This window comes from Edwardsiella anguillarum ET080813, from assembly GCF_000264765.2.
Lineage (GTDB): Bacteria > Pseudomonadota > Gammaproteobacteria > Enterobacterales > Enterobacteriaceae > Edwardsiella > Edwardsiella anguillarum.
The window spans coordinates 2,272,284-2,296,252 of the sequence record NZ_CP006664.1; the positions used below are offsets into that span (position 1 = coordinate 2,272,284).

The window sequence follows — 23,969 nt, forward strand, 5'->3', positions numbered from 1 at the left end:
GGCGTGAGCCTTAGCGCAGCAGCTCGCCAGCCGCCTCCGGCTGGTACAGCAGCGCCAGCACTTCAATATGAGTCTGATTGCCGTTGGGCAGCGTCCAGCGAATCGCATCGCCGACGCGCAGTCCCAGCAGCGCGGCGCCGATCGGCGCCATCACAGACAGGCCATCTCCGGCGCTATCCTGCAGGTGGGGGTATACCAGGGTACGGACATGCTCTTCACCGGTATTCAGATCGCGGAAGCGTACGCGGCTGTTCATGGTCACGACGTCGGCGGGCATCGCCGCCGGTGCCAGCAGTTGGGCGCGATCGAGCTCTTCATTCAGCGCCTGGGCGACGGGCTGGGCGGCAAAGGCTGGCCGCTCCAGCAGCCTGTCGAGGCGCTCAGCGTCCAATTCATTGATGATAATCGCTGGTCGGGACATTGTTCTCTCCATGGTATGACGCATGGCTGCGTCCTGTCTCGTCACAAAAGAAAACCCTCACCGTTCCGACATGGGCGGCGAGGGCTATTCATGATGCGATCATAGTAAGCCGATAGGGCTTTTAAAAGAGAGCTGGCTCACAAATTGGGGAGTCGCCGGCCAGGATCACTCTTCGTCAAAGCCGGCGTTGAACAGCGAGACGACGGCGTCCAGCGCCTGGCGCTCGTCTGGGCCGGTGGCCTGAATCTCTATCTGTCCCCCCTGCGCGGAGTCGAGCATCAGCAGGGCTATCACGCTGTTGGCTTCGGCCTCGATGCCGTTTTCATTGCGCAGAATGACGTCGGCATCGAAGGTTTGCACCAGCTCGAACAGCTTCATGGCGGGGCGGGCATGCATGCCCAGACGGTTTTTGATCTCTACGGTTTGCGTCACGCTCATGGTTGGCCTACCTGCGTTTTTCCAGGGTGCGGTGACGGGACTGCACGTTTTTTCCGCGCGAGCGGAAGTAGTCCGCCAGCTGCTCGGCGACGTAGACCGAGCGGTGTTTACCGCCGGTGCAGCCGATGGCTACCGTCAGGTAGCTACGGTTATTGTTCTCCAGCGCCGGCAGCCACTGCTCAAGGTAGCTGCGGGTCTGGTAGATAAAGTTGTGTACCTCGGTGTGGCGATCGAGGAACGCCGCCACCGGCTTATCCAGCCCGGTCATCGGACGCAGCTTGGGATCCCAGTGGGGATTGGGCAGGAAGCGGACATCGAAAACATAGTCGGCGTCGATGGGAATGCCGTGCTTAAAGCCGAAGGATTCGAATACCATGGTTAGCTCGCGTTCGCGCTTGCCCAGCAGACGGGCGCGCAGCATCTCCGCCAGCTCATGCACCGACATTTCCGATGTGTCGATAATGAGATCGGCGCGGGAACGCAGCGGCTCCAGCAGCTCGTTCTCCTGATCGATGGCGTTTTCCAGCGATAGGTTTTTGCTCGATAGAGGGTGTAGGCGCCGAGTATCGCTGTAGCGGCGGATCAGCGTATTGCGATCGGCATCAAGGAACAGCAGCTGCGGCGTAAAGCTCTCCGGCAGATGGTCCATCGCCGTCTCCAGCACCTCCGGCGATTCGGGCATGTTACGTACGTCAATGCTGACCGCCGCGGAGGTATCCCGGGTGGCCAGGGTGCGTGCCAGCTCCGGCAGCAGCTCGACCGGTAGGTTATCGACGCAGTAGAATCCCATATCTTCCAAGGCGCGCAAGGCCACGGATTTCCCTGAACCGGAACGGCCGCTGACAATCATCAGCACCATATCACCACTCCCCTGTTGTTATTGTTACGCGGGCCGGTATTGCCTGCCCGCTCATCATACTAGCAAGCCTGGATCGTCAGCGATAGCCTCGGATCGCGCGGGCGAGGATCATTCGGTGATGATCTGGTACAGATCTTCATCGCTTTGCGCCGCGCGCAGGCGGCGGCAAACGCCCTTATCCGAGAGCTTTTGCGCCATCAGCGATAGGGTTTGCAGGTGTGTTTTGCACTGATCTGCCGGTACCAGCAGGGCAAACAGCAGGTCGACCGGTTGATTGTCAATGGCGTCGAAGCTGATAGGCTGATCGAGGTGGATAAAGACGGCGATGGCGCGCAGGGTATCCTCTTCTAGCTTGCCGTGGGGGATGGCGATCCCGTTGCCGATCCCGGTACTGCCCATACGCTCCCGGGTCAGGATGGCGTCGAAGACGACCTGAGTCGGCAGGTTGAGCTGGGCGGCGGCCAGTTCGCTGATGATTTCCAGCACGCGCTTCTTGCTGGCGCAGTGGACGGCGTTGCGCGTGCATTCCGGAGTCAGCACGACGCTTAAGGGCATAGTTAAGTCATTACTCATGGTGTTTTTTCAAAAAGGCTGCTGTGTGCCGGCGACGCGAAGCCCCTAAGGCTTAAACGGCCCACCCTTGCAGGGTAGGCCGCCGGTCGGTAGGCTGGCGTGCCAGCCATAGGGCAATGTTAATGTTGTTTCAGTTTGTCTTTATGCTTGTTTAACTGGCGGGCCAGTTTGTCTATCAGGGCATCGATAGCGGCGTACATGTCTTCCTGCTGGGCCGAGGCGTGCAGCTCTCCTCCGTTGATAAACACCGTTGCTTCGGCGATATGATCGACCTTTTCAATACTGAGAGTGACGTTGACCTGATTGATCCGGTCAAAATACTGCTCAAGTTTGGCAAATTTCTCGCTGACAAACTGACGGATGGCGTCAGTAATTTCAAGATGGTGTCCAGTAATGTTGAGCTGCATCATGTCTTCCTTCTCGGTGTGTCACACCAGCTGTTTACGCTGGTTGGACGGTGGAATGGACAAAGACTCTCGGTATTTTGCAACGGTACGCCGGGCGACCATGATACCCTGATCTGCCAGCAGGGTGGTAAGTTTGCTGTCGCTCAGTGGCTTCGCCGGATTTTCCGCCGCTATCAGTTTCTTCACCAGTGCCCGGATCGCCGTGGAGGAGGCTTCGCCGCCATCCTCGGTATTGACGTGGCTGGAGAAGAAATACTTCAGTTCAAAGATCCCCCGCGGGCTGTGCAGGAACTTCTGCGTCGTCACCCGGGAAATCGTCGACTCATGCATCTCTACCTGCTGCGCGATGTCGGCCAGCACCATGGGCTTCATTGATTCTGCGCCGTGCTCGAAAAACGCCTGCTGCTGCTCGACGATGCAGCGGGATACCTTCAGCAGGGTATCGTTGCGGCTTTCCAGGCTCTTAATCAGCCACTTGGCCTCCTGCAGATTGCTGCGAATAAACTGACTATCGCTGTCGCTGCGTGCCTGGGCACCCAGCGCCGCGTAGCGCTGGTTAATGTGCAGGCGCGGGACGCTGTCCTGATTGAGCTCGACCACCCAGCGTCCCTGATGCTTATGGACCAGCACGTCGGGGATAACGTAGTCGGATTCGCCGGTATTAATCGAGAGCCCAGGCCGCGGGTCGAGGCTCTGAATGAGCTGCATCGCCTCCTTGAGCACCTCTTCCTTTAGCTTAGTCGAACGCATCAGATTTCGGAAATCGTGATTGCCCAGCAGATCGAGATGGCGATCGACAATGCCGCGCGCCTCGTTTAAATAGGGGGTATCTGGCGCAAACTGGGAGAGCTGTACTAGCAGGCAGTCCCGCAGATCGCGGGCGGCAACGCCGACGGGATCGAAACGCTGAATGCGCTTCAGGACAGCCTCAACCTCTTCCGGCAAGGCGTGCTCATCGCCGAGGCTTTCCAGAATCTCCTCCAGCGAGGCCGTGAGGTAGCCGGTGTCATCGACGGCATCCACGATGGCGGTCGCAATGGCCAGATCCGTCTCGCTGAAGGGGGTAAGCTCGACCTGCCACATCAGGTAATCTTGCAGGGTCTGGGTCGTTTCACCCTGAAACACCGGCAGCTCGTCGTCGTGGTAGTCCGTTCCTGTTCCTGAGGGGGTGCCGGCGGTGTAAATTTCATCCCAGCTGGCGTCCAGCGGCAGCTCATCCGGCATTTCGCGCTGTTCCAGCGCATCGCGGGTATCAAGCGGATCGTCGTCATCGCGTGCGTCGGCGTCATCCTGCACGCGGTCGTCGTCGGCGCTTTCGCCGTCGGCTTCGTCATTCGGCTCCAGTTGCTCCAGCAGCGGGTTACTTTCCAGCGCCTGCTGGATCTCTTGCTGTAGCTCCAGCGTAGAGAGCTGCAGCAGGCGGATTGCCTGTTGCAGCTGTGGCGTCATGGCCAGCTGCTGGCTGAGTCTGAGTTGCAAGCCTTGCTTCATAATCGCGCGTTCTGTTCCTTGATTGCTGACAGTGGTGGCCGGCGATGCGTAATGGAGCTCGCCGGCGAAAAACAAAGAGTCGGCATGGCAAGGCGCCCCTGGCGGACATGACGCCTAGCCTATTTACAGCCGGAACTCCTCACCCAGATAGACGCGTTTGACCTGCTCGTCGGCCAAGATCTCGTCGGGAGAGCCGTAGGCTATCAGATTACCCTGGCTGACGATGTAGGCTCGCTCGCACACGTCCAGCGTTTCACGCACGTTGTGGTCGGTGATCAGCACCCCGAGGCCACGATCGCGGAGGTGTTCGATAATTTTTTTGATATCGATAACGGAGATGGGATCCACCCCGGCAAAGGGCTCATCCAGCAGAATAAATTTGGGATTGGCGGCCAGCGCGCGGGCGATCTCCACCCGGCGCCGTTCACCGCCGGAGAGGGATTGCCCCAGGTTATCGCGCAGATGGGCGATATGAAACTCTTCCAGCAGCTCATCGGCCCGATCGGCGCGCTGCTCTGCGTTGAGATCGTCGCGGATCTCCAGCACGGCCATCAGGTTATCGTAAACGCTCAGGCGGCGGAAAATGGAGGCCTCCTGCGGCAGATAGCCGATGCCGCGGCGGGCGCGGGCGTGCAGCGGCAGCAGGCTGATGTCATCGTCATCGATGATGATGCGCCCGGCATCGCGCGGCACGATACCGACCACCATGTAGAAGGTGGTGGTTTTCCCGGCGCCGTTCGGGCCGAGCAGGCCGACGATCTCGCCGGAGTTTACCGTCAGACTGACGTTTTCTACGACCCTGCGCCCCTTATAGGACTTGGCCAGGTTTTCCGCAATTAATCTTGCCATAACGAATCAGTTACTCTTCTTCTGAGGCGCCGGTTTGGCGTTGCCTTTATCCTGCAGCTGGGACGGCAGCAGCACGGTCGTCACGCGTTTGCCTTTATCGCTGAAGGCCTCCATCTGCTGCTGCTTCACCAGATAGGTAATCCGATCGCCCTCGATGTTGCTGTCGAGCTGCTTCAGAAAGGCCTTCCCGGTCAGAATGACATAGTCTTTGGCCAGTTCATAGCGCAGCTGTTGGCTGTGGCCCTCTACCGGCTTTCCGTTATCCTGCATCTGATAGAAGGTGACCGGGTTACCGTAGGCCTCTACGATTTCGCTGCCCTGCTGTCCGTTAGGGCGGGTGACGACCACCTTATCGGCGGTGATCTTGATGGTGCCCTGGGTCACGATAACATCGCCGGTGAAGGTGGCGATGTTACCCTGCATATCCAGTGACTGCTGCATCGAGTTGATGTGAATCGGCTGATCGGTATCACCGGTAACGGCCAGCGCAGAGGCACTGGCGCTCAACAGGGCGCCGGCAAGGATCAGATCACGCAGTTTAAGGGTGCTTGCTTTGAATTTCATAATAGGTGTTTACCTTGTCAATCAACCGTGCGGTTTTATCCCGCATATTTCCGCGCATCTTCAACCCATGAGAGGTGAAATTGCTGCCGTACAGCGTCACCTCATCATCCGAGCTTATGTCCTGAGTAACCAGATTCACCTGCGCATTATCGGTGGTAATCCTTTCCAGTTGCGAGGTCGGCGTCAAACTATTGACCTCTACATTTCCATAGAGATACAACATGTTATCTTTCGTCAGCTTGGCCTTATCGGCGCGAACGGACCAGGTCGCCGCGGCCTGGGGATCGAAGGTCGTCAGCACCGGCCGGGTAAACCAGGTCACGCCCTGTTCGCTGTAGTGCTGTACATCCTGCGCCACCAGCTTATAGCTTAGCTTGCCGCTGGGATCGTAGACGACGGTCAGAGTGTGCTGGCTCTGGTAGTTCGGCGTATTGGGATCTAGCGTCGTCGGCGCGCCGTCGGGCGAGTTATCCGCCAGATTCCAGCCAATCAGCGCCAGCGCGATCAGGGTCAGCAGGATGATCACCCAGCGTTTGCTCGTACTCATATCGACAGCCCTTTGGCCTGTTCCAGGCTGCCCTGGGCCTGCAGGATTATGTCGCACAGCTCGCGCACCGCACCGCGACCGCCGGCGATGCGGGTGGTGTAGTGCGCGTTGGGCAACAGCAGCGGGTGCGCGTCCGCGACGGCGACGGACAGCCCGACGCGCGCCATCACCGGCCAGTCGATCAGGTCATCGCCGATATAGGCCGCCTGATGGGGGGCCAGCTGCAGATCGGACAGGATGCGCTCAAAGGCGATAAGCTTGTCGGACTGCCCCTGATACAGGTGCCGGATGCCCAGCGTGGCGGCCCTGTCGGCCACCAGCTGTGAACTGCGGCCGGTGATGATCGCCACGTCAATCCCCTGGGTGACCAGGCAGCGAATGCCATAGCCATCGCGGACGTTAAACGCCTTCAGCTCTTCACCCTGGTTGCCCATGTAGATCAGCCCGTCGGATAAGACGCCGTCCACGTCGCAGATCAGCAGGCGGGTCTGCGCGGCGCGCGCCATGACATCGGCGGAAACCGGTCCATAGCAGGTGGCAATCGGGGAGGTGTTCTGTTGCATGCAAGCTCCGTTTCTTCAGACTACGCCGGCGCGCAGCATATCATGCATATGCACCACGCCGATCAGCCGATCGTTTTCGGCGACCAGCAGCGAGGTGATGTGGCGATCCTGCATGAGGTTCAGGGCATCGACCGCCAGCGCCGTGGGACGAATGCGGATCCCCCCGCGGGTCATGACGTCGGCGATTTTGGCATTATTTAAATCAATGCCCATATCGAATATACGGCGCAGATCACCGTCGGTAAAGATCCCATCAATATGCGCATTGGGGCCGCAGATGACCGTCAGCCCCAGATTTTTGCGGGTGATCTCCAGCAGGGCGTCGCGCAGCGAGGCCGTTGGCGAGACCGTCGGCACCTCGTCTCCGCTGTGCATAATATCGCTGACGCGCAGCAGCAGCTTGCGGCCCAGCGCGCCGCCGGGGTGAGACAGGGCAAAATCCTGCGCGGTGAAGCCGCGCGCCTGCAGCAGCGCCACGGCTAGGGCATCGCCCATCACCAGGGTGGCGGTGGTGCTGGTCGTCGGAGCCAGACCCAGGGGGCAGGCCTCCTGCGGTACCCGGATGCACAGGTGGATATCGGCCGCGCGGCCCATGGCGCTGTCCGGATTGTTAGTCATGCAGATCAGCGTGACGCTCTGGCGCTTAAGGACCGGAATCAGCGCCTGGATCTCTTGGGATTCACCGGAGTTGGAGATGGCCAGCACGACGTCGCGCGGCTCTACCATGCCCAGGTCGCCATGGCTGGCTTCGCCCGGATGGACAAAAAAGGCGGAGGTGCCGGTACTGGCGAGGGTGGCGGCAATCTTACGCCCGATATGGCCCGATTTGCCCATCCCCATGACCACCACCTTACCGCTGCAGCGCAGCATGGCCTCACAGGCGCGGCTGAAGTCCTGGTTGATGAAATGGTCCAGCTGCGCAAGCCCTTCCCGCTCGATACGTAGGACATCTTTCCCCGCCTGCTGAAAATCAAAATCCGGCTGAAATTCCATATGTGACATTTTGTTTTCTCACGTCTCGCAAAACCACTGACTCGGCGGACCCTGCCCGGGGAGTCAATCCCAATACAACATCAGCGAAGGCTGCATATACAGCAGCCCGATATAGGCGATAAACGCACACAATAGCAGCGCGCCCGCGAGGCGGCCGATGCTGTGCCTACGCCGCAGGCACAGCAGGGTCAGCACCAGCGTAAAGGCCAGCATCACCCAGTAGTCGCGGGCGAACGCGGCGCCGTCGATGAGGGGATTGCGCGGGCCGATTAACGCCGGTATCCCCAGTACCACCAGAATATTGAAGGTATTGGAGCCAATGATATTCCCCAGTACAATATCATGCTCGCCCTTTATGGCGCCGGCGCAGGCCGTTGCCAGCTCCGGCAGGCTGGTGCCGACGGCGATCACCGTCAGGCCGATGATCAGTTCGCTGACGCCCAGATAGCGGGCTAGTACCGTGGCGTTGTCGATCACCATGCGCGAGGCCAGCGGCAGGATAATAAACCCGAGCGCCATCCACAGCAGGGCGACCGGTAGGCCGGTATCCCGCGGTAGCTCCGCGATCTGCTCACGGGCATAGCTATCCTGGCCGCCCGGCATTACCCTGTGGGCCATATTAAGCATTAACCATAAGAATGCGCCGAAAAAGGCCATTAAAATAGCACCATCAATACGATTAAGCTGATTGTCATACAGCAAAAAACCGCACAAGATAGTGGCCCCCAGGGTCAGGGGCAGTTCGCGCCGCAGGATATCGGAGCGCACGGATAGTGGGCGGATCAATGCCGCACAGCCAAGGATCAGCAAGATATTGGTGATGTTCGACCCCAGAACGTTACCAACGGCCGTATCTATTTGATTATGCAACGTAGCAGTCAGGGATATGGTCAATTCGGGCAGGGATGTCCCCATACTGACGATGGTCATGCCGATGACCAGCGGAGCCACGCCCAGCGCATGCGCAACGGCCGCTGCGCCGTACACTACACGGTCTGCGCCATACACTAAAAGTAGTAAACCGATGAGCATTAGCAGGGTGGCGAGCAGCATGCAGGATCCTTGGGTGAATGAAGTCCGGACCTCAGTGTCCGGCGACACAGTTCTAACGTCTAACTGAACGCGGTCAGTCGGCCACCGATACCGCTGGCAGTAAGTAGTTCACTTAATTTTGACGGTAGGCGGGATAAAAGTAAAACTTATGCTGCTATCAAGGCGGGAAATTCACTGTCTGAATGTCATAGTGACGAAAAAATAGCATTAATAACCTAGAAAAAGCACATGGCTGTGTTTTGCTTGAGTTAGCTTATCAATAACCAGGAATAATTGTGGATGAATCATCAGGAAAATAATCTGGTGGATATCCGTGGAATGAGCTTTAGCCGCGGAAATCGCCAGATTTTTACCGACATTAATCTGACCGTTCCGCGTGGGAAGGTGACGGCGATCATGGGGCCATCGGGGATCGGTAAAACCACCCTGCTGCGTCTGATCGGCGGCCAGCTACGCCCGGATTGCGGGGAGATTTGGTTCGATGGGGAGAATATTCCGGCGCTCTCCCGCGGCCGCCTGTTTGAAGCACGTAAGAAGATGAGCATGCTGTTTCAGTCCGGCGCGCTGTTTACCGATCTCAGCGTGTTTGACAACGTGGCCTTTCCACTGCGCGAGCATACGTGGCTGCCGGAGATCCTGCTGCGCACCACCGTGCTGATGAAGCTGGAGGCCGTGGGACTACGCGGTGCCGCCGATCTCATGCCATCAGAGCTGTCCGGCGGCATGGCACGCCGGGCGGCGTTGGCTAGGGCTATCGCGCTCGATCCGCAGATGATCCTGTTCGATGAGCCCTTTGTCGGCCAGGATCCGATCACCATGGGCGTGTTGGTGAAGCTGATCGATGAGCTGAATCACGCGCTGGGCATCACCTGCGTGGTGGTATCGCACGATGTCCCCGAGGTGCTGAGTATCGCCGACCACGCGTATATCGTGGCGGAGCAGCGCGTCATCGCGCACGGCGATCGGCAGTCGCTGCGTGCTAATCGGGATCCGCGGGTGCGCCAGTTCCTTGACGGCATCGCCGATGGGCCGGTGCCTTTCCGCTATCCGGCGGGTGACTATCGCCATGCGCTGCTGGCGTCGGGGGAGGGCTCATCACATGTTGCTTAATGGAGTGGCGGCCTTTGGACGCCGTGGAATCCGGGTCTGCGCCGCCTTTGGCCGCGCCGGGCTGATGCTCTTTAGCGCGCTGGTTGGCCGGCCAGAGCCGGGCAAGCAGTGGCCGCTGCTGCGCCGCCAGCTGTACAGCGTCGGGGTTCAGTCCCTGCTGATCATCATCGTCTCAGGGCTGTTTATCGGCATGGTGCTGGGACTACAGGGGTATCTGGTGCTGACGACCTACAGCGCCGAAGCCAGCCTGGGCATGATGGTGGCGCTGTCGCTGCTGCGCGAGCTGGGGCCGGTGGTGACCGCCCTGCTGTTCGCCGGCCGCGCCGGCTCGGCGCTGACCGCGGAAATCGGCCTGATGAAGGCGACGGAGCAGCTCTCTAGCCTGGAGATGATGGCGGTCGATCCGCTGCGGCGCGTGGTCGCGCCGCGCTTCTGGGCCGGGGTGATCAGCATGCCGCTGCTGACGGTGATCTTTGTCGCCGTGGGAATCTGGGGCGGCTCGGTGGTCGGCGTGGACTGGAAAGGCATCGACGCGGGCTTCTTCTGGTCGGCGATGCAGGGAGCGGTGGACTATCGCACCGATCTGCTGAACTGTCTGATCAAGAGCCTGGTCTTCGCCATAACGGTCATGTGGATCGCGCTGTTCAACGGCTATGATGCGGTCCCCACCTCGGCTGGGATCAGTCGTGCGACGACGCGTACCGTCGTGCACGCGTCGCTGGCGGTTTTAGGTTTGGATTTTGTGCTGACGGCACTGATGTTTGGGAATTGATGCAATGCAAACGAAAAAAGCTGAAGTGTGGGTCGGTCTGTTTATGCTGATCGCCCTGTGTGCCGCCGTTTTCCTCTGTCTACAGGTGGCCAACGTGAAATCGCTGGGGAGCGAGCCGACGTATCGTCTGTACGCTACGTTTGATAACGTCGGCGGTCTGAAGGCGCGCTCTCCGGTGCAAATCGGCGGCGTCGTGATTGGCCGGGTGGCGGAGATTTCGCTGGATCCTCAGACCTATCTGCCGCGGGTGGCGATGGACATTGACCAGCGCTACAACCATATTCCCGACACCAGCTCCCTGGCGATCCGGACCTCTGGCCTGCTGGGAGAGCAGTATCTGGCCCTCAACGTCGGGTTTGAAGATCCGGAGATGGGCACGGCCATTCTAAAAGACGGTGGCACTATTCAGGATACCAAGTCAGCCATCGTGCTGGAGGATTTGATCGGGCAGTTCCTGTATAAGAGCGGCGGCGAGAGCGGTAACGCCTCCGCCAGTACCGCTCCCGCCGGCAATACGCCGGCGCCTGTCGCACATTAATCACAGCGAGGATGTTGAACATGTTGAAACGTATTGTGATGGCCGCGCTGCTGTGCGTGGCGCCCTGGTTCTCCGCGCAGGTCAGCGCCGCGCCGACGCTGGACCAAAGCAACCCTTATACCCTGATGAATCAGGCCGCCGCCGCGACCTTTAGCCGCCTGAAGAGCGAGCAGCCGCGCATCAAACAGGACCCCGACTACCTACGTACGATCGTGCGTGAAGAGCTGATGCCCTATGTGCAGGTGAAGTATGCCGGTGCGCTGGTGCTGGGCCAGTATTACCGCGGTGCGACACCGGCGCAGCGCGACGCCTACTTTAAGGCGTTCCAGAGCTATCTGGAGCAGGTGTATGGCCAGGCGCTGGCGCTGTATCACGGCCAGCGCTATGAGGTGGCCGCGGAGCGCCCGCTGGGCGATGCCTCTATCGTGACTATCCGGGTCACGATCTTTGACAATCAGGGGCGTCCGCCGGTGCGTCTGGACTTCCAATGGCGCAAAAACACCCAGACCGGCCATTGGCAGGCGTTTGACATGATTGCCGAGGGGGTCAGCATGATCACCACCAAGCAGAACGAGTGGGCCGCCATTCTGCGTGAGAAAGGGGTTGATGGCCTGACGCAGCAGCTGATCGCCGTGGCCAAGCAGCCCATTACGCTGGACGCCAAGCAGTGACAGCGGGAGGTGAACTGCGCTGGCGGCGCGTCGATGCGACCCTGTACCTGCAGGGGACGCTGGAGTGCGATTCGCTGGACGCGCTCTGGCAGCAGCGCCAGACGCTGCTGACGGGCATCGCGTGTGTGGATATCAGCGAGCTGTCGCGGGTGGATTCGGCGGGGCTGGCTCTGCTGCTGCATGTGCAAAACCTGAGCCCGGAGGCGCCGATACCGCTGCGGGGCGTCAGTGAGCGCCTGCGCACCCTGATCACCCTGTATAACCTGCAGGATATCGTACTGTGCGCTGCGCCTTCGGCTAACCTTGCGTAATCCCTCGCAATAATCATCAAGCCCCCGTCAGCGGCGCCGATGGGGGCTTTTCACTGTTTAAGCCGACGCCACTTTCCTCTAATATGTACAGCCTATTCGCCTATTGCATAGGCTTGGTAACCCGAAAAGACTCGAACGCCATGAACAATGATCAAATCAAAGACGTGCTGATGAAGGCATTGGCCCTACAAGAGGTCCATGTCACCGGAGACGGTAGCCATTTTCAGGTTATCGTAGTGGGTGAGCTGTTTGCCGGGATGAGCCGGGTTAAGCAGCAGCAGGCGGTTTACGCCCCGCTGATGGAGTACATTGCGGACAACCGTATTCATGCGCTGACCATCAAAGCCTATACGCCTGACGAGTGGCAGCGCGACCGCAAGCTGAGCGGTCTGTGATTTTGCGCCGTCGGCCAACGGGCGGGCGGCGGTAGATAACTGATTAAGCGAGAACGCAATTAAATGGATAAATTTCGTTTGCAGGGGCCGACCCGTCTCGACGGTGAGGTGACGATTTCCGGCGCCAAGAACGCCGCCCTGCCGATCCTGTTTGCCGCGCTGCTGGCTGAAGAGCCGGTAGAGATCCAAAATGTCCCCAAGCTGCGCGACATTGATACCACCATGAAGCTGCTCAGTCAGCTGGGGGCCAAGGTTGAGCGTAACGGCTCGGTGCACGTCGACGCCAGCGGCGTCAACGAACTGTGTGCCCCCTATGAGTTGGTGAAGACCATGCGCGCCTCGATTTGGGCGCTGGGACCGCTGGTGGCGCGCTTTGGTCGCGGCCAGGTTTCGCTGCCGGGCGGCTGCGCCATCGGGGCTCGCCCGGTGGATCTGCACATCTCCGGTCTCGAGCAGCTGGGGGCGGAGATCCGCCTGGAAGAGGGCTACGTGAAAGCTTCCGTGCAGGGGCGTCTGCAGGGAGCGCATATCGTGATGGACAAGGTCAGCGTTGGCGCAACCGTGACCATCATGAGCGCCGCCACGCTGGCGCAGGGCACCACTGTGATTGAAAATGCCGCTCGCGAGCCAGAGATCGTCGATACCGCTGGTTTCCTGAATACGCTAGGTGCGAAGATCAGCGGCGCCGGCACCGATCGCATCATCATTGAAGGGGTCGAGCGTCTGGGCGGTGGGGTTTACCGCGTGTTGCCGGATCGCATCGAAACCGGGACGTTCCTGGTGGCCGCCGCGGTCTCACGCGGGCGCGTCGTCTGCCGTCACACCCGCCCGGATACCCTGGATGCGGTGCTGGCCAAGCTGCGTGAGGCCGGGGCGGATATCGAGGTGGGCGAAGACTGGATATCGCTGGATATGCACGGGCAGCGCCCGAAGGCGGTCACGGTGCGCACCGCGCCCCATCCGGGTTTCCCGACCGATATGCAGGCGCAGTTCAGCCTGCTGAACCTGGTGGCGGAAGGCACCGGGGTGATTACGGAAACCATCTTTGAAAACCGCTTTATGCACATCCCTGAGCTGATTCGTATGGGCGCGCACGCGGAGATCGAAGGCAATACTGCCATCTGCCACGGCGTTGAAACGCTCTCCGGCGCGCAGGTGATGGCGACGGATCTGCGCGCCTCCGCCAGCCTGGTGATCGCCGGGTGTATCGCGCAGGGCACCACGCTGGTAGACCGGATTTATCATATCGATCGCGGCTATGAGCGTATCGAAGACAAGCTGAGCGCCATGGGCGCCCAGATTGAGCGCGTGGGCGAGTAATCACCGCCGCTGCGCAAAAAAGCCCCCCGCCGTCAGGCCGGGGGCTTTTTTATGCGCTGAACGGCGCGCGGCGTCCCAGCCCTAGTCTACGTTGGGAAACTCGGCGATGGTCACGTTCAGCTTCAGGCGTTCGCCGTTACGCATGATGATGACTGGCACTTCGCTGCCTGGGCGGATTTCAGCCACCTGATCCATCGTTTCCGTGGCGCTGATCGCCGGTTTTCCGTTGACATTGAGGACGATATCGCCGGGGTGGATCCCTGCCAGGGCCGCCGGCCCGTTTGCGGCGACGCTATTGACGATAATCCCCTGAATACGCTCGGCGCTGGCCGGTTGATTACGCACCGGTACGATCTCCCGCCCGCCGATGCCGATGAAGCCGCGGATCACCCGGCCATCGCGGATCAGCTTACTCATGATCTTGGTGGCGAGGGCGGTGGGAATGGCGAAGCCGATGCCCTCTGGCGTCTCGCCGTCGTTGCTTTTATCCAGGGAGAGGGTATTGATGCCGACCAGCTCGCCGAGCGAGTTGACCAGCGCCCCGCCGGAGTTGCCGTGGTTAATGGAGGCATCGGTCTGTAGGAAGTTCTGGTGGCCGTAGGTGCTCAGGCCGACCCGCCCGGTGGCGCTGATGATCCCCTGGGTCGTGGTCTGCCCAATGTTATAGGGGTTACCGATGGCCAGCACCACGTCACCGATATGCGGTACCCGCTTGGGGTTAATGGTGATCACCGGCAGGTTACTGGCCTGGATCTTGAGCACCGCCAGATCCGTCAGGGTATCGGATCCGACCAGCATCGCCTCGAACCAGCGGCCATCCTGCAGGGCGACCACGATCTGATCGGCGGCGCTGACCACATGCTTATTGGTCAGGATATAGCCCTTTTCATCCATGATCACCCCAGAGCCCAGGGTTTTGATCGCCAGTCCGCTGTTGCTGCCGCTCATGCTGCCGTTATACACGTTGACCACCGCCGGCGCGGCGCGTCTGACCGCCGCATTATAGCTCACCGGCTGCTCCTCGAAGCTCGCCTTGCTGAACAGCGGTGTCAGGCCGTGGGGGCGCAGAGAGGGCAGAGCAATCATCAATACGATCGCCACAGCCAGACCGAGCAGGGTGGAGCGCAGCAGTTTTACCAGCATGGTTATCAACGTAGAGCGGAAAGGGTAATCGCAAGAATAACAGAGAAATGGGGAGTGGGGCAGCGCCCTCCCCCCGATTTTGTGCGGGCAATCAACGCAGCAGGAGGTACATGCCTTCGCCGCCGCGGATCAGATGCAGCGCGATAACCGGCGGGTCGCCGGCCAGCGCGCTGCGCAGGGTGGCGATATCGCGAGTACGCAGACGGTTGACGCCGATGATCAGATCCGCCTTATGCAGGCCGATCTGTGCCGCCGGCGATCCCTTCTCTAGCGTATCGATGCGGATCCCCGGCGTTCCCTGGACCTCTCCGGGGCTGAGGCTCGCCCCGGCAAGCGCCGGCGTCAGCGTCTCTCCCTGCACGCTGGCCAGCGCCCGGTTTTCCAGCGTAACGGTTACGCTCATCGGCTTGCCGTTACGCAGCAGCCCAATCTGCAGCGCGGTGCCGGGCGCGACGGATCCCACCTTGGCCCGCAGCGCAGCGAAGCTGGTGATCGGGGTGCCATTGAGAGAGAGCAGCACGTCTCCGGCTCGGATCCCGGCGCGGGCCGCGGCGGACTTGGGCAAGACCTCATTGACGAAGGTGCCGCGCGGGCTGTCCAGCTTGAAGGCGTTGGCCAGCTCGGCGGTCATATCACGGCCCCGGATACCCAGCACGCCGCGCTTGGCCTCACCGTATTTGATCAGCTGATCGCTCAGGCTACGCGCCATATTGCTGGGGATCGCAAAGCCGATACCGATGTTGCCGCCGGCGGGGGCCAGGATCGCGGTATTGAGCCCGATCAGTTCGCCCTTAAGGTTGACCAGCGCCCCGCCGGAGTTGCCGCTGTTGATGGCGGCGTCGGTCTGAATAAAGTTTTCCAGCCCCTCCAGATTGAGCCCGCTGCGCCCCAGCGCAGAGATGATACCGGCGGTGGCCGTCTGCCCCAACCCAAAGGGATTGCCGATGGCCACGGCAAAGTCGCCGACGCGCAGTTTATCGGAGTCGGCCAGGGGAATGGCCGTCAGATGACGGGCATCGATCAGCTGGAGCAGCGCGATGTCAGCGGCGGCATCGCGACCGATCAGCCGGGCTGGGTACTCCCGCCCGTCCTCCAGCTGCACTCGGATCGTTCGGGCATCGCGGATGACGTGGTTATTGGTCAGAACGTAGCCTTTATCCGCGTTAATGATTACGCCGGAGCCGAGTCCTTCCATGCGGCGCTGGCGCGGCGTCTGTCCGCCCTCGACATAGATACTGACCACGGCCGGCAGTACCCTGGCCAGCATGGGCGCCAGGCTGGGCAGCGGCTGGCCGTTCAGGGTCGCCGGCAGCGATGCCTGGACCGTGGGCAGCGCGCCGAGCGTCAGGCTCAGCGCGAGGAGAAGGGGAAGCGATCTGCGGGTCATGGCACCATCCTGCAATCTGTGGCGCAAGGGCTGCGACGGAGTAAGGGAAAAAAGAGGAAACAGCGGCGCCGCGCGCGATGACGCGCACCGCCGGAGGAAAGACTATCCAGGGTACGCGCAGAGCGCATCAGCGCCGTCGGGCGGCGCGTGATAGGTCAATCGTGGCGATCGGCGCGCAGCAGGCCGGAGGCGCCCTCGGAATAATCGCGCGGCGGGATCTCGACCGGCGCCTGATCGTTATCCGCTTCCGTCAGACGGTAGCGGAACGGATTATCATGCGCTGGCATATCCGGCAGCAGATTATTTGAGCTGGTCGCCATGTGCTGGTACAGCTGACGGTAATCTTTCGCCATGTTGTCGAGCAACTCGGCGCTGCGGGCAAAATGGTTGACCAGCTCCTGACGGTACTGATCCAGATCGGTTTTACTTTTCTCTAGCTCATCCTGCAGCGTTTTCTGCTGGCGCAGTTTCCGGTTGCCAAAGCGCATCGCCAGCGCACCGATGATGAGGCCGACAACCAAACCAATAAGCGCATACTCCCAAGTCATGGTGACTCCTATTGTCTGAACAATCCTGCTCGTGTGATTACGCAGTTACGGGACATCCCCTAATACCCACACTATAACCGCTAACCGAGCCAGAGTGGAATCCCGTCGCTATTTTGCATATGGTTATGACTCACTGAAGGGGATGACGCAGGCGGTTGCACCGTCGTCCATAATGCAGAATAAGGATACCCACGCCGATGTCCTCGCCCTATGCCCTGACGTACGATACGCCGCTGGCCCGCTACCGCACGGCCCTGGCCGCCGGTGACTATCAGCCGGACGCCGCTCAGCAGCGGGCGGTAGAGGCGCTGGATGAGATCCACCGTCGGTGGACGGCGCGCTGGCATACCGCCGGGCCTGCCGCGTGGCGAACTCGGCTGCCCCGCTGGCTCGGCGGGAGGCGAATCGCCGAGCCCATCGTTGGACTCTATCTGTGGGGGGGCGTTGGTCGGGGGAAAACCTGGCTGATGGATCTGTTTTTTGACACTCTGCCAGGGCAGCGCAAGCAGCGTCTGCACTTTCACCGATTCATGCTGTGGGTGCATGAGTCGCTGGCGGATAAACAGGGACAGGCCGATCCGCTGTCGGCGCTGGCGGATGCGCTGTCAGCACAGGCGGATGTGCTGTGCTTCGACGAGTTTTTTGTGACGGACATCGGCGACGCCATGCTGCTGGGCACTCTGCTGCCGGCGCTGTTTACGCGCGGGGTGACGCTGGTCGCCACGTCCAATATTCCTCCGGCGCAGCTCTACCCCAACGGCCTGCAGCGCGGCCGCTTTCTGCCCGCCATCGCCCAAATCCAGACGCACTGCCAGGTGCTGAACGTTGACGGGGGGACCGATTACCGCCTGCGGACCCTGACCCGAGCGCACCTGTACCTGACGCCGCTGGGGGCGGACACGGAGCAGGCCATGGACGCGCTGTTTCTGCGCTTGGCCGGTCAGGCGGGGCAGATCGGCGGTACGCTGACGATCAACCATCGTCCGCTGCCGGTGCTGCGGCGCGCAGAGGCGGTGGTGGCGCTGCATTTCTCTGCGCTGTGCGAGGCGCCCTGCAGCTCACGGGATTACATTGCGCTGGCCCAGCGCTATCATACGGTGCTGTTGTACGGGGTCAGCACGATGGGTGCCGACCGTGAAGCGTGCGCCCGGCGTTTTCTGGCGCTGGTGGATGAGTTCTATGAGCGCCGGGTGACGCTGATTATCAGCGCGGCCTGCGATATGTGCGAGCTTTATCGCGGCGAACGCCTGGCGTTTGAATATCAGCGCTGCCTGTCTCGTCTGCAGGAGATGCAGAGCGAAGCCTACCTGAGCCTGCCGCATCGGCCATGAGCGCGCACGGAGAGCATCGCCACGCGCGGGCAATAAATTCCGCCGTTGCGCGAAAAAGCGATCGATCTTTGAGGCCGACTTCTCTATAATCTCGCGACCCCACGTTACAACAAAGTTTTTTTCCCAAAAACTTTATGTGCCGGCATGGCTCTATTCGAAGGGGTAGGTTTGCTGGACGATGGTCGTGTGAACCTCAACACTGAAAATCGAAGCGTTGTGTTCACCAACGTGTAACTAAAAATTGGGTAAGCTTTTAATGAAAACTTTTACAGCTAAACCAGAAACCGTAAAACGCGACTGGTATGTTGTTGATGCTACCGGCAAAACTTTAGGCCGTTTGGCAACTGAACTGGCTCGTCGCCTGCGCGGCAAGCACAAGGCGGAGTATACCCCGCATGTGGATACTGGTGATTACATCATCGTCCTGAACGCAGAAAAAGTTGCCGTAACCGGTAACAAGCGCCTGGACAAGAAGTATTTCCACCATACTGGCCACATCGGCGGTATCAAAGAAGCGACCTTTGAAGAGATGATTGCTCGCCATCCTGAGCGTGTAATTGAAATCGCGGTTAAAGGCATGCTGCCGAAAGGCCCGCTGGGTCGTGCAATGTTCCGTAAACTGAAAGTTTACGCGGGCAACGAGCACAATCACGCGGCGCAGCAACCGCAGGTTCTGGACATTTAATCGGGATATAGGCAATGGCTGAAAATCAATACTACGGCACTGGTCGCCGCAAAAGCTCCGCCGCTCGCGTATTTATCAAACCGGGTAGCGGTAAAATCGTTATCAACCAGCGTTCTCTGGAACAGTACTTCGGTCGCGAAACTGCCCGCATGGTAGTTCGTCAGCCGCTGGAACTGGTCGACATGGTTGAAAAACTGGATCTGTACATCACTGTTAAAGGTGGTGGTATCTCTGGTCAGGCAGGTGCGATCCGTCACGGTATCACCCGCGCTCTGATGGAGTACGATGAAACTCTGCGCTCTGAACTGCGTAAAGCTGGCTTCGTCACTCGTGACGCTCGTCAGGTTGAACGTAAGAAAGTCGGTCTGCGCAAAGCACGTCGTCGTCCGCAGTTCTCCAAGCGTTAATGGGTTTCTGCTTCGGCAGATCCTTAATGCTAAAAAACCCGGCCTGGCCGGGTTTTTTTATTTCCGTACGGCGTTGGTTTATTCGCTGTAAAGGATTTTATCCATGAAATCATTATCTGCCCCCCACAAGTACGCCAATTTCTGGTAAACTAGCATTCACTTTTGTCTCCTGTTGCAACGTATAAAATTTGAGCGCCGCAGGTCGGGATAAGTCAATGTTTTCGTTGTCTTGCCTTTTTGCGCCCGTAACCGTGCAACAGGCGCTGCGCGTCTCTCTGTGTAGAGCCTGACGGGCACCTGTTCATACCGTTTTCTAGATAAACTTGGAGGTTTTCATGGCTGTCGCTGCCAACAAACGTTCGGTAATGACGCTGTTTTCCGGGCCGACCGACATCTTTAGCCATCAAGTGCGCATTGTCCTGGCTGAGAAGGGTGTCAGCGTCGAGATCGAGCAGGTGGATATGGACAATCTGCCGCAGGATCTGATCGACCTCAACCCCTACCGCACGGTGCCGACGCTGGTTGACCGCGAGCTGACGCTGTATGAATCTCGCATCATCATGGAATACCTTGATGAGCGCTTCCCGCATCCACCGCTGATGCCGGTCTACCCGGTTGCCCGCGGCGAGAGCCGCCTGTTTATGCACCAGATCGAGCGTGACTGGTACTCTCTGCTGTACAAGATCGAAAAAGGCAGCGCTCAGGAGGCGGACGCCGCCCGCAAACAGCTGCGTGAAGAGCTGCTGGCTATCGCGCCGGTCTTCGCCCAGAAACCGTACTTTATGAGCGATGAGTTCAGCCTGGTGGACTGCTATCTGGCGCCGCTGCTGTGGCGTCTGCCGGTGCTGGGCATCGAGCTGAGCGGCGCGGGTGCCAAAGAGCTGAAAGGCTATATGACGCGTGTCTTTGAGCGTGATGCTTTCTTGGCCTCGCTGACCGAGGCTGAGCGTGAAATGCGTCTGCATACCCGGGGCTGATGATGGAGCTGTCGCAAATGTCACCGCGTCGTCCCTTCCTGCTGCGCGCCTTCTATGACTGGCTGCTGGATAATCAGCTGACGCCGCATCTGGTGGTGGATGTACACTGCGCCGACGTGATGGTGCCGATGGAGTACGCGCGCGATGGGCAGATTGTCCTGAATATCGCGCCACGCGCCGTTGGTGGGCTAGAGCTGGCGGATGATGCGGTGCGCTTTAACGCCCGCTTCGGCGGCGTACCGCGTCAGGTATATGTGCCCATGGCGGCGGTGATGGCTATCTATGCGCGTGAAAACGGCGCCGGTACGATGTTTGAGCCCGAGGCCGCCTATGACCAGGATGGCGATGAGACGCGCGCCGAGATGGAAAGCGATGAGCCGGCCATGACGCTGATCGACGGCGATCGCTCGCCGGATAACCCCACGCCCGCAGACGAGGATGACGGCGGCGATGAGCCTCCGCCGCGCGGCCGTCCGGCCCTACGCGTGGTAAAATAACGCGAACGTTAATAGAGACCGGGATTTGATCCCGGTTTTTTTCTGTTGAACCCCCCCTGCCTAGCAGGGGGTTTTGTTTTGTTCTCGCGTGGCCCGTGGGGAAAAGAGAAAAAAGTGTGATGCCCCGCATAGGGGGAGCAGGGCGATCACACGTCAAAGAGGATGGCGGACATCGCCGGCAGGGGTATGCCGGGAGCCATGGCCAGAACCGTTGTTATTTCTCTTCCTTAAGACAGTCGCGGTGCAGCTTGACGACGACTTTCCTAATGGGGTCTGACGTCCGGCTGATACAGCCGGGCTTATGGGGCTCTCCGGGGAGAAAGACGGCAAACATCCCCGGCGTCATGATCAGGCGCTGCGGCTGCGCCATGGCGGCACACAGCTGATAGTCTCCCTCCTGCTGGTAGGCTTGGCATTCGCGCGCCTGGCCTGCCAGGGCGAAGTCGATGCGCTCCTCGCCCTGCAGCACCAGCTGAATATCCAGATAGTCGCGGTGTATCTCGCCCAGTTTTTCCTCCGCCTCCTGTGGCGTCAGCGTCATGACATTCATGTACAGCCGCTCGCCGTCGATGGGGTGAGTACCGTTTTCCTGCTGCGCTGCGCCGGCTTCCAGCGCGCGCTGCAGCGCACGGCGAATAGGGTTCGGCAGGTCGCTGCGCTGGGCTAAATCATCAATATGTCCAAGTATCATGTCGTTTCTCTCCGACTCCAGAGTGCCGCGCCGATCAGGCCGGCATCGCGTTGATGGCGGGCTGAATACAGCGTGGCGTGGTAAGCGTGCGGCATCTGCCGCAGAAAATGCTGAACCTGAGCCAGATAGCCTGGAGCCAGGCCGACGCTGCCGCCGATCACCGCGCACTGAATATCCAGCGTCGCCCGCAGATCGGCGATCAGCTGAGCGATCGCCTGGGCCGAGCGGGCGATGAGCCGCTGTGCCTGGGCATCGCCGGCGGCGGCCCGTTGAAAAATAGCGCGGGCATCGAGGCCAGCCAGATCGCCCTGCGCCGCCGCGGCGATAGCCCGCCCTGAGGCGATGGACTCTACGCAGCCGCTACGCCCGCAGCCGCAGCGTGGTCCCGCCGGATCGGCCAGTGTATGGCCAATGTGGCCAGCGAAGGCAGCGCGCCCGATCTGAAGGCGGCCGTTGAGCACCAGCCCGCCGCCGACGCCGGTCGATACCGTAATGAACGCCATATCCTGACCGCTGGGGGTCAGGGCAAGATACTCAGCCCAGGCCGCGGCCTGGGCATCGTTGAGAAGGTGGCAGGGCAGCGCGCTGAGCCTCTCAACGCACGCCTGCAGCGGAAAACGGTTCAGTCCGCCCAGGTTATCGGGATTCAGGGCGCTGAGGATCCCCTGATGGATAATGCCGGTAGAGGCGACGGCAACCCTGTCTGCCATTCCTCGATAGTGGGTGATTAGCTGGGAGAGCGCCTGCGTTAGGGCCTCCGGGTCACCGCTGACCGGCGTGGCGACCTCGCAGCGTTGGCTGAGCTGGCCGTTGGTATCGACCAGCGCTGCTGCCAGCTTGGTTCCGCCCAGATCAATGGCCAGCGTATTCATGATGCGCCTCCGCCTGGAGAGCCTGGCAATACCACTGACAGATGTGCTCAATGCGGGTGATGGCCGAGCCGACGGTGACGGCCCAGGCCCCTTGGGATAACGCCTGCGCCGCCTGCGCAGGCGTGTTGTAGCGCCCTTCGGCAATCACCCTGCACCCGGCATTGCTCAGCGCGTGCACCAGTGCAAAATCGGGCTCGCAGGGCGTCTCACCCTGGGTATAGCCGGAGAGCGTGGTACCGATAAAATCGCAGCCGAGGCGCTGACAGTACAGCCCATCTTCCAGCGAGGAGCAGTCGGCCATCGCCAGACGCCCATGGTGCTGTATGCGCGCCAGCAGGGCCTCCCGCCGCTCCGGGCGAGGACGCTGGGTGCCATCAAAGGCGATGATATCGGCGCCGGCCTGAACCAGATCGTCAATATCGCGCAGGAAGGGGGTAATGCGTACCGGCGAGTCATCCAGATCGCGTTTGATGATCCCGATAATCGGCAGGGTGACGCGCGGGCGCACCGCCTGCAGGTTGGCCACGCCCTCGATACGCAGCGCGGCGGCTCCCGCCTGGGCCGCGGCCGCGGCCATGGCGGCGACGATCTCCGGGTTATCCATCGGGCTACCCGGCACCGGTTGGCAGGAGACGATCAGGGCACCGTTGCGTTGAATATGCTGTTGCAGAGTGGTGAATACAGACATGACACCTCACCTTGATTACGCTTTAAAATTGAACTCCATATGAATTTATATTATGGAGCAATACTCCATCAAGGTAAAATGCAGCAAAGCGTGAGTAGGGTCAAACTATCGTTGGTGAGCGTACCACAGGGGAAAGCGGTGGCGGAGTTAAACTCCGCCAGCGATTTAGCGGGGGGTAGAGGCGGTATGGTCCGCGGGCATCGCGCGACGGCGCAGCAGATGGATAGCCCAGGCGACGCTCATGATCACTAGGATCGCAAAGCACAGCGCAAAGGCCAGGAAACAGGCCTGCGCCATATTCATAAACTGCATGGAGGGGATCAGATACCAGCCCTCAGCCTGCACGTATATGTCGATAAACCACTGCTGTACGCTGTCCAGCGCCACCCCCTGTGGTACCACCGGTGCATCATAACCGCAGTCGCCGGTCGGCTTAAACCAAGAGGGTGACCACTCGGCCAGGGGCAGTCCAAAGGGAAAGTGGGGATCGGTGGAGCATCCCTGTACGCCAAACAGCGCGTCCGGGCTGTGCACCGCATGATGGATCCCGTTCAGTTTGATGGAGTATCCCATGCCGATGATGGCGCCATAGAAGGCGGCGATACAGCCGAACAGCTTCAGCGCCAGATTGCGTGGGTTGATCGCCGCGACCAGTCCGCCGATAACCATGATCAGCATGGCAAAGCGGATATAGACGCACTGTTCACAGGGGGCCATGTACAGATAGATCTGAAAAAAGGCATGCGCCAGGACGATCAGTCCGCCCATGACCAGGGCCATCAGCAGCCAGAGAAAGCGCCGCTCCTGCCAGCGAACCAGCGTTTCGACCGGATTTTGGCGCAGGTCACTCCACATCTTTGCAAACATA

At 60.2% G+C, this 23,969-nt stretch carries 31 protein-coding genes; 12 read left to right on the top strand and 19 right to left on the bottom strand.

What is annotated here, in order from left to right; all coding sequences use genetic code 11:
• Positions 1–10: 10 nt before the first annotated feature.
• The 12 genes from rnk to ETEE_RS10300 all read right to left on the bottom strand — a co-directional run bounded on the left by rnk (position 11) and on the right by ETEE_RS10300 (position 8,758).
• Complete coding sequence (gene rnk, locus ETEE_RS10245) at positions 11–421, bottom strand: nucleoside diphosphate kinase regulator (RefSeq protein WP_034162801.1); 411 nt, start codon at positions 419–421, stop codon at positions 11–13.
• A gap of 165 nt (positions 422–586) precedes the next feature.
• Complete coding sequence (gene npr, locus ETEE_RS10250) at positions 587–859, bottom strand: PTS phosphocarrier protein NPr (RefSeq protein WP_012847365.1); 273 nt, start codon at positions 857–859, stop codon at positions 587–589.
• Between the two features lie 7 nt (positions 860–866).
• A complete protein-coding gene (rapZ, locus tag ETEE_RS10255; protein WP_012847366.1) occupies positions 867–1,718 on the bottom strand; it encodes an RNase adapter RapZ in 852 nt (283 codons plus the stop codon).
• A 108-nt stretch (positions 1,719–1,826) separates the two neighbouring features.
• Positions 1,827–2,291 (bottom strand): PTS IIA-like nitrogen regulatory protein PtsN, encoded by a 465-nt coding sequence (ptsN, locus tag ETEE_RS10260; protein ID WP_071844090.1) that lies wholly within the window; start codon positions 2,289–2,291, stop codon positions 1,827–1,829.
• Positions 2,292–2,410: 119 nt separating this feature from the next.
• Entirely contained in the window at positions 2,411–2,698 is a 288-nt protein-coding gene (hpf, locus tag ETEE_RS10265; protein ID WP_034162799.1) for a ribosome hibernation promoting factor, read from the bottom strand.
• A gap of 21 nt (positions 2,699–2,719) precedes the next feature.
• Complete coding sequence (gene rpoN / locus ETEE_RS10270; RefSeq protein ID WP_034162798.1) at positions 2,720–4,189, bottom strand: RNA polymerase factor sigma-54; 1,470 nt, start codon at positions 4,187–4,189, stop codon at positions 2,720–2,722.
• 123 nt (positions 4,190–4,312) lie between these two features.
• Positions 4,313–5,038, bottom strand: a complete 726-nt coding sequence (gene lptB / locus ETEE_RS10275) for an LPS export ABC transporter ATP-binding protein (RefSeq protein WP_012847370.1) — start codon at positions 5,036–5,038, stop codon at positions 4,313–4,315.
• A 6-nt stretch (positions 5,039–5,044) separates the two neighbouring features.
• The gene (gene lptA / locus ETEE_RS10280) at positions 5,045–5,602 is read right to left on the bottom strand and encodes a lipopolysaccharide ABC transporter substrate-binding protein LptA (protein ID WP_034162797.1); all 558 of its coding nucleotides are present in this window, start codon (positions 5,600–5,602) and stop codon (positions 5,045–5,047) included.
• Positions 5,577–6,149, bottom strand: a complete 573-nt coding sequence (gene lptC, locus ETEE_RS10285; RefSeq protein WP_034162796.1) for an LPS export ABC transporter periplasmic protein LptC — start codon at positions 6,147–6,149, stop codon at positions 5,577–5,579. Before lptC ends, lptA begins: the two co-directional genes overlap by 26 nt.
• Positions 6,146–6,712, bottom strand: coding sequence for a 3-deoxy-manno-octulosonate-8-phosphatase KdsC (kdsC, locus tag ETEE_RS10290; RefSeq protein ID WP_034162795.1), 567 nt, complete (start codon positions 6,710–6,712; stop codon positions 6,146–6,148). Before kdsC ends, lptC begins: the two co-directional genes overlap by 4 nt.
• Positions 6,713–6,727: 15 nt before the next feature.
• Positions 6,728–7,714, bottom strand: coding sequence for an arabinose-5-phosphate isomerase KdsD (gene kdsD, locus ETEE_RS10295; RefSeq protein WP_034162793.1), 987 nt, complete (start codon positions 7,712–7,714; stop codon positions 6,728–6,730).
• Between the two features lie 54 nt (positions 7,715–7,768).
• Positions 7,769–8,758, bottom strand: coding sequence for a calcium/sodium antiporter (locus ETEE_RS10300; RefSeq protein ID WP_034162792.1), 990 nt, complete (start codon positions 8,756–8,758; stop codon positions 7,769–7,771).
• Positions 8,759–9,037: 279 nt separating this feature from the next.
• On the opposite strand from ETEE_RS10300, the gene mlaF reads away from it, so the two are divergent.
• From mlaF to murA, 7 genes are all read left to right on the top strand, one after another.
• Complete coding sequence (mlaF, locus tag ETEE_RS10305; protein WP_034162791.1) at positions 9,038–9,868, top strand: phospholipid ABC transporter ATP-binding protein MlaF; 831 nt, start codon at positions 9,038–9,040, stop codon at positions 9,866–9,868.
• The gene (mlaE, locus tag ETEE_RS10310; RefSeq protein ID WP_034162790.1) at positions 9,858–10,640 is read left to right on the top strand and encodes a lipid asymmetry maintenance ABC transporter permease subunit MlaE; all 783 of its coding nucleotides are present in this window, start codon (positions 9,858–9,860) and stop codon (positions 10,638–10,640) included. The genes mlaF and mlaE overlap by 11 nt, the downstream gene beginning before the upstream one ends.
• A 4-nt stretch (positions 10,641–10,644) precedes the next feature.
• A complete protein-coding gene (gene mlaD, locus ETEE_RS10315; RefSeq protein WP_034162789.1) occupies positions 10,645–11,178 on the top strand; it encodes an outer membrane lipid asymmetry maintenance protein MlaD in 534 nt (177 codons plus the stop codon).
• Positions 11,179–11,198: 20 nt separating this feature from the next.
• On the top strand, positions 11,199–11,849 hold the full coding sequence (gene mlaC / locus ETEE_RS10320; protein ID WP_034162788.1) for a phospholipid-binding protein MlaC: 651 nt from the start codon (positions 11,199–11,201) through the stop codon (positions 11,847–11,849).
• On the top strand, positions 11,846–12,160 hold the full coding sequence (gene mlaB / locus ETEE_RS10325; protein WP_034162787.1) for a lipid asymmetry maintenance protein MlaB: 315 nt from the start codon (positions 11,846–11,848) through the stop codon (positions 12,158–12,160). Before mlaC ends, mlaB begins: the two co-directional genes overlap by 4 nt.
• Positions 12,161–12,300: 140 nt before the next feature.
• On the top strand, positions 12,301–12,555 hold the full coding sequence (gene ibaG / locus ETEE_RS10330) for a BolA family iron metabolism protein IbaG (protein ID WP_012847381.1): 255 nt from the start codon (positions 12,301–12,303) through the stop codon (positions 12,553–12,555).
• A gap of 63 nt (positions 12,556–12,618) precedes the next feature.
• Entirely contained in the window at positions 12,619–13,875 is a 1,257-nt protein-coding gene (gene murA / locus ETEE_RS10335; protein ID WP_034162785.1) for a UDP-N-acetylglucosamine 1-carboxyvinyltransferase, read from the top strand.
• Positions 13,876–13,956: 81 nt separating this feature from the next.
• On the opposite strand, the gene degS is transcribed toward murA, so the two are convergent.
• The 3 genes from degS to zapG form a co-directional block, all read right to left on the bottom strand.
• Positions 13,957–15,018, bottom strand: coding sequence for an outer membrane-stress sensor serine endopeptidase DegS (degS, locus tag ETEE_RS10340; RefSeq protein WP_034162784.1), 1,062 nt, complete (start codon positions 15,016–15,018; stop codon positions 13,957–13,959).
• A 91-nt stretch (positions 15,019–15,109) separates the two neighbouring features.
• A complete protein-coding gene (locus ETEE_RS10345) occupies positions 15,110–16,405 on the bottom strand; it encodes a Do family serine endopeptidase (protein ID WP_034162782.1) in 1,296 nt (431 codons plus the stop codon).
• 155 nt (positions 16,406–16,560) lie between these two features.
• On the bottom strand, positions 16,561–16,953 hold the full coding sequence (gene zapG, locus ETEE_RS10350) for a Z-ring associated protein ZapG (protein ID WP_034162781.1): 393 nt from the start codon (positions 16,951–16,953) through the stop codon (positions 16,561–16,563).
• Between the two features lie 215 nt (positions 16,954–17,168).
• Here zapG and zapE point away from each other — a divergent pair, with 215 nt between their 5' ends.
• The 5 genes from zapE to sspB all read left to right on the top strand — a co-directional run bounded on the left by zapE (position 17,169) and on the right by sspB (position 20,850).
• A complete protein-coding gene (gene zapE, locus ETEE_RS10355) occupies positions 17,169–18,284 on the top strand; it encodes a cell division protein ZapE (protein ID WP_174434949.1) in 1,116 nt (371 codons plus the stop codon).
• Positions 18,285–18,540: 256 nt separating this feature from the next.
• Positions 18,541–18,969 carry a 50S ribosomal protein L13 gene (gene rplM / locus ETEE_RS10360; protein ID WP_005281730.1) on the top strand — a complete coding sequence of 143 codons (429 nt, stop codon included), beginning with the start codon at positions 18,541–18,543 and terminating at the stop codon, positions 18,967–18,969.
• Between the two features lie 14 nt (positions 18,970–18,983).
• Entirely contained in the window at positions 18,984–19,376 is a 393-nt protein-coding gene (gene rpsI / locus ETEE_RS10365; RefSeq protein WP_005281735.1) for a 30S ribosomal protein S9, read from the top strand.
• 335 nt (positions 19,377–19,711) lie between these two features.
• A complete protein-coding gene (gene sspA / locus ETEE_RS10370; RefSeq protein ID WP_012847388.1) occupies positions 19,712–20,353 on the top strand; it encodes a stringent starvation protein SspA in 642 nt (213 codons plus the stop codon).
• A gap of 2 nt (positions 20,354–20,355) precedes the next feature.
• On the top strand, positions 20,356–20,850 hold the full coding sequence (gene sspB, locus ETEE_RS10375) for a ClpXP protease specificity-enhancing factor (protein WP_034162779.1): 495 nt from the start codon (positions 20,356–20,358) through the stop codon (positions 20,848–20,850).
• 214 nt (positions 20,851–21,064) lie between these two features.
• Here the strand turns inward: sspB and nanQ are convergent, their stop codons facing one another.
• From nanQ to dsbI, 4 genes are all read right to left on the bottom strand, one after another.
• Positions 21,065–21,541 carry an N-acetylneuraminate anomerase gene (gene nanQ / locus ETEE_RS10380; protein ID WP_034162778.1) on the bottom strand — a complete coding sequence of 159 codons (477 nt, stop codon included), beginning with the start codon at positions 21,539–21,541 and terminating at the stop codon, positions 21,065–21,067.
• The gene (nanK, locus tag ETEE_RS10385; RefSeq protein ID WP_034162777.1) at positions 21,538–22,413 is read right to left on the bottom strand and encodes an N-acetylmannosamine kinase; all 876 of its coding nucleotides are present in this window, start codon (positions 22,411–22,413) and stop codon (positions 21,538–21,540) included. The genes nanQ and nanK overlap by 4 nt, the downstream gene beginning before the upstream one ends.
• Positions 22,394–23,101, bottom strand: coding sequence for an N-acetylmannosamine-6-phosphate 2-epimerase (locus ETEE_RS10390; RefSeq protein ID WP_034162776.1), 708 nt, complete (start codon positions 23,099–23,101; stop codon positions 22,394–22,396). Before ETEE_RS10390 ends, nanK begins: the two co-directional genes overlap by 20 nt.
• A 165-nt stretch (positions 23,102–23,266) precedes the next feature.
• Positions 23,267–23,968: a protein-disulfide oxidoreductase DsbI gene (gene dsbI / locus ETEE_RS10395; protein ID WP_034162775.1), complete on the bottom strand. Its 702-nt coding sequence runs from the start codon at positions 23,966–23,968 to the stop codon at positions 23,267–23,269.
• Position 23,969: the final 1 nt, after the last annotated feature.